The sequence below is a fragment of the Ferroglobus sp. genome, from assembly GCF_015521575.1.
Taxonomy (GTDB): Archaea; Halobacteriota; Archaeoglobi; order Archaeoglobales; family Archaeoglobaceae; genus Ferroglobus.
Map to the genome: position 1 here is coordinate 1 of NZ_WANY01000093.1, position 4312 is coordinate 4312.

Below are 4312 nucleotides of genomic sequence, written 5' to 3' on the forward strand. Positions count from 1 at the left end.
CAATTCAGCGTTGAGTATGCTCGCTCCAGCAGCACCCCTCACAGTGTTGTGCCCGAGAACTACGTACTTTATTCCGCTCGCATCCTCTCTAATTCTCCCTACTACGACGCTCATCCCTCTCCCAGCATTTCTGTCAAGCCTTGGCTGTGGGCGGTCTTCCTCATCTCTGACAATTATAAGCTTTTCCGGAGAAGACGGTAGATCTAAGGGCTTAAAGCTCTCGAAAGCCCCCCTAACTTCTTCAACGGTGACTTTCCTATCGAACTTCGCAAATACAGCCTCCGTGTGACCATCAATCACGGGAACCCTGTGGCAGGAAGCAGAAATTTTCAGATCTGCAAATCTGATTCTATTCCCTTCAAGCTTTCCAAGGATCTTTAGCGGTTCGCTCTCGACTTTCTCTTCCTCTCCTTTTATGAAAGGTATTATGTTGTCCGTTATGTCAAGAGATGCTACTCCCGGATAACCCGCTCCGCTCAAAGCCTGCATCGTAGCCACGTTAACCTCCCTCAAACCCAAATCCATAAGAGGTTTGAGAGTTAGAGTTAAGATAATCGTCGTACAGTTTGGGTTCGTAACGATAAACCCGTCCCAGCCTCTGTTTTTCTTCTGAACGTCTATCAAAGCCAAATGCTCCGCATTTATTTCCGGGATTATCAGAGGGACATCCTCTTCCATTCTGTAAGCTGAAGCGTTGCTTGCAACAACGAATCCCGCTTCGGCGAACTTCTTTTCCACTTCCCTCGCAACATCAGATGGCAAAGCGGAAAAAACGATGTCGGCATCAAACTTTTTCGGATCCATCGGCAAAAGTTCGAGGTCTCTCACCTCCTTCGGAACGTCTTGGGAAACTATCCACCTAACCTCTTCACCGTACTTCTTACCAATTCTCCGCTCGCTTGCAGCTAAACTTGTAATCTCGAACCAAGGGTGTTCGGACAGAAGTTCGATGAATTTCTGTCCAACCATCCCGGTAGCACCAAGAATTCCAACTTTGAGCTTCATGCTTGAAAGAAAGCTGGCTTGTTTAAAACATTAACCTTTTCAGAATTTCACGAAAAGGTAGACGAAAGCTGAAATTAACGAAAGGATGGACGCAAAAACGAAAGCTGCATCGAGAGTAAACAGCTCTGCTAAAGCTCCGGCTATGATATTTCCAATAACTATCGCCATTCCGAAGCTCAAGTGATACGCTCCAAGTCCGAAACCTTGAGATTTGGACAGATCGGAAGCTAAAGCCCTCTGCTGAGCTTCACTTACGCTCATGAAAATTCCGTAGAGAATGAAAGCAACGACGAAGAAAAGGGGATTTTGAAAAGTCATCAGGAGGAGAGACGCCGAGAAGATTAGATAGGAGAAGCCGACAATTTTAGCTTTCCCAAATCTATCTGCCAGTATCCCGGCTGGATACGAGTATAGGGAGTAAACTACATTAAATAATAAATATAGTAAAAAGGCTGCCTCAACGCTTATCACCGAAGCCCTTATCAAAAAGAACATGTAGCTTAAGTGACACAAACCGGAAAGAAAAGCCACAAACAAGTACTTTTTCAGCTTCACTCCGACTTCCACCTTTTTCGGGACGAATTCTCCAGTGTCTCTAACGAAAAAAATTGGAATTACGGCGAAAAATCCTATTGCTGCTGCCACAAGAATAGGTGTTTGGAAGTCCTTCAGAGATTCGTAGAGGAGTATGGCGATTAAAGTTCCCACTACCGCTCCAGCCGTGTCCATCGCCCTATGAAAGCCAAAAGCTTTTCCTCTCTCCTTGGAAGATTCGGCAATTATCGCATCCCTTGGAGACGTTCTAATCCCCTTTCCGATTCTGTCCATAATAACAAAGCCCGAAACTTCTCCAGCTGAAGAAGAGATGCCTATACCGAGCTTTGAAACTTGAGAGAGAAGGTATCCGAAAAACACCAGCGGCTTTCTCCTCCTGAATATATCGGAGATGTATCCAGAGAATAGCTTTACAACGTTCCCAAAACCGTCCAGCAACCCGCCGACGATCCCAATTCCGAGAGCCGTGGCGTTCATGCTCTTGAGGAAGAAGGGTAGAAGAGGGTGAATTATCTCGCTGCTCAGGTCGTTCAGGAAACTGACTATGCCGAGCAGTGTTATGTTCCTTTTCATTCAACAACCACCCAAGCTTAAGCTTTTTAATTGTGACTCTTTTGCAGATTTAATGAAACTAACAATCGACAATCCGATACTCTACCACATTCTCAAAATTCTGGCGAATTCCAACATGCCCCTCGGAGCAAAAAGCATTTCGGAAAAACTCGAAGAAAGAGGATTTCAGGTGAAAAAAGAAACTGTGCAATATTATCTAAAGCTTCTTGACGAGCTTGGACTCACGAAAAAGGTCGGGCTTGCCGGGAGAGTCATATCGGAGAAGGGATTAGAAGAGGTCAAAAAAGGAATGGTCAGGGAAAGGATCGGTTCGTTCATAGAACTCAGGGAGGAGTATGCCTACAACGCTAACTTCGATCCCTTTAAAAGAAAAGGACTCGTAAGCTTGAACATCGGAATAATCAGAAAAAAAGATCTTGAAATCTCTCTTGAGCTGATAAAAGCATGCATGGACGCTAAGCTTGCTGTGAGCAGACTCGTAAAGATTTACGAGAGAGAAGCGGGAAACTTGAAAATTCCGAAAGGAAAAGTTGGAATAGGTTTGGTCAGTACCTCAGTTGTTGACGCAGCGTTAATAGGAAGTAGAATAAGCTCCTTCCCAACGTTTGCTGGGATTTTGCAGTATTCTGACTGGAAACCCCTCCGTTTCGTTCATGCAATCTCCTACTACGGCTCAACCCTCGATCCGATAGACCTATTCATAAGGAGTGGGTTTTGCAGCGTTAAAGATGCTGTAGAGAGAGGCAGCGGGAACGTTCCAGCTGATGTAAGAGAGATTCCGCTTGTTTTAAGAAAGAGAGCAGTAGAAATCGTTGAGCAGCTCGAAAAAATTGGGATAAATGGTGCTGTTTACATAAGCGGAGCTGAAAACGACGCTCTCGGGATTCCGGTGAACAACTACAGAGCAGGAGTTGTTGTAATAGCCGGATCGACGCCGTTGGTTTACCTGAAAGAGAAGGGAATTGACGTGGAGATAAAGATTTTAGCTGCCTTCGAAAGAATTGAAAACCTTGAAGAGATAGATTCTTTAACGTAAAGTCTAAAATCTTCCAAATTTTTCATCGCAAATTTTAAATACCTATAATTTTCTCTACATTTTTAAACCTCCGGGTGACTTGCATGTTTGTAAGCGATTTTTTGAAAGGGCTTGGAGGATTTGAGGTGGTTTGATGAGGTCAAAGGTAATTTTGAGCCTGATGTTGGTTCTTGCAATCGGTGTCGCATTAGCCGGGTGTGCCGGAGAGCAAACTCAAACAAAACCGGAGAAAACTCCGGAAAAAGCCGAAGGGGTTAAACTTCCGAAAACTGAAGACGGAAAGTACATAGTAACGATATACACCGGCTCTGGTCCGGGAAGTGTTTACTTTGCCGTTGGATCTATGTTTGCGAAGGTTCTGAACAAAAAGAGCGAGTTGATTGAGGCGAAAGGACTAACGAGCGGAGCGCGCGTTGCTAATGCTAAAGCTATAGGGAAGGGAGAAGCCTTAGCTGCGATAATTCAGAACGACGTGACTTACTACGCTTGGAACGGAAAGTTCCAGTTTGAGGGTAAGCCGGTAAAAGAGCTTAGGGGAATTGGAACGCTCTATCCAGAGCCGGTGCAGATAGTTGTTAGAGCTGACAGCGACATATACACCCTCGAAGATCTGAGAGGCAAAAAGGTCGTTGTCGGAGCCGCGGGAAGCGGAGTAGCTGCGACAGCTGAAAGAGTTCTGAAAGCTGCCGGAATATGGGACGATATCGAGCCTGTTTATCAAACATTCAGCGAAGCCGCCCAAAGCCTTGTTCTCGGACAGGTTGATGCGGAATTCACGGTCATAGCTTATCCGGCTCCAGCCATAGACCAGATTGCCGTTAAAGTTCCTGTGAGACTTATTCCGATTCCCGATGAAGTTATTCAGAAGCTCCACGATGAAGGTTATCCGTTCTACGTCAAAGTTGTCGTTCCAGCCAACACCTACAACGGGCAAACTGAGGACGTGCAAACGATTGCTGTTAAAGCAACTTTAGCAGTTCACAAGGATCTGCCGGATGAAGTGGTTTACGAGATGACGAAAATACTTTACGAGAACATAGATGAGCTTGCCAAAGCCCACCAAGTTGCGAAGCAGATCGACATGAACAGAGCCTTCGAAGGTTTGATGATCCCGCTGCATCCGGGAGCTGTAAAGTACTACGA

General features: G+C 45.4%; 4 protein-coding genes. 2 read left to right on the forward strand and 2 right to left on the reverse strand.

The features are described 5' to 3' along the window. On the reverse strand, positions 1 to 1005 hold a 1005-nt coding region (gene asd, locus F7C14_RS04000; RefSeq protein WP_290900160.1), incomplete at its 3' end, for an aspartate-semialdehyde dehydrogenase. Positions 1006 to 1044: 39 nt separating this feature from the next. Next, positions 1045 to 2133, reverse strand: coding sequence for an MFS transporter (locus F7C14_RS04005; RefSeq protein ID WP_290900161.1), 1089 nt, complete (start codon positions 2131 to 2133; stop codon positions 1045 to 1047). A gap of 52 nt (positions 2134 to 2185) precedes the next feature. Here F7C14_RS04005 and F7C14_RS04010 point away from each other — a divergent pair, with 52 nt between their 5' ends. Together F7C14_RS04010 and F7C14_RS04015 are read left to right on the forward strand one after the other, a co-directional pair. Beyond that, the gene (locus tag F7C14_RS04010) at positions 2186 to 3169 is read left to right on the forward strand and encodes an NrpR regulatory domain-containing protein (RefSeq protein WP_290900162.1); all 984 of its coding nucleotides are present in this window, start codon (positions 2186 to 2188) and stop codon (positions 3167 to 3169) included. Between the two features lie 133 nt (positions 3170 to 3302). Next, a partial coding sequence (locus F7C14_RS04015; RefSeq protein ID WP_290900163.1) for a TAXI family TRAP transporter solute-binding subunit occupies positions 3303 to 4312 on the forward strand: 1010 nt, incomplete at its 3' end.

Bases quoted from the DNA above. Each gene is read 5' to 3' on its own strand.
- F7C14_RS04010 (WP_290900162.1), top strand. From the start codon at position 2,186: ATGAAACTAACAATCGACAATCCGATACTCTACCACATTCTCAAAATT.
- F7C14_RS04005 (WP_290900161.1), bottom strand. From the start codon at position 2,133: ATGAAAAGGAACATAACACTGCTCGGCATAGTCAGTTTCCTGAACGAC.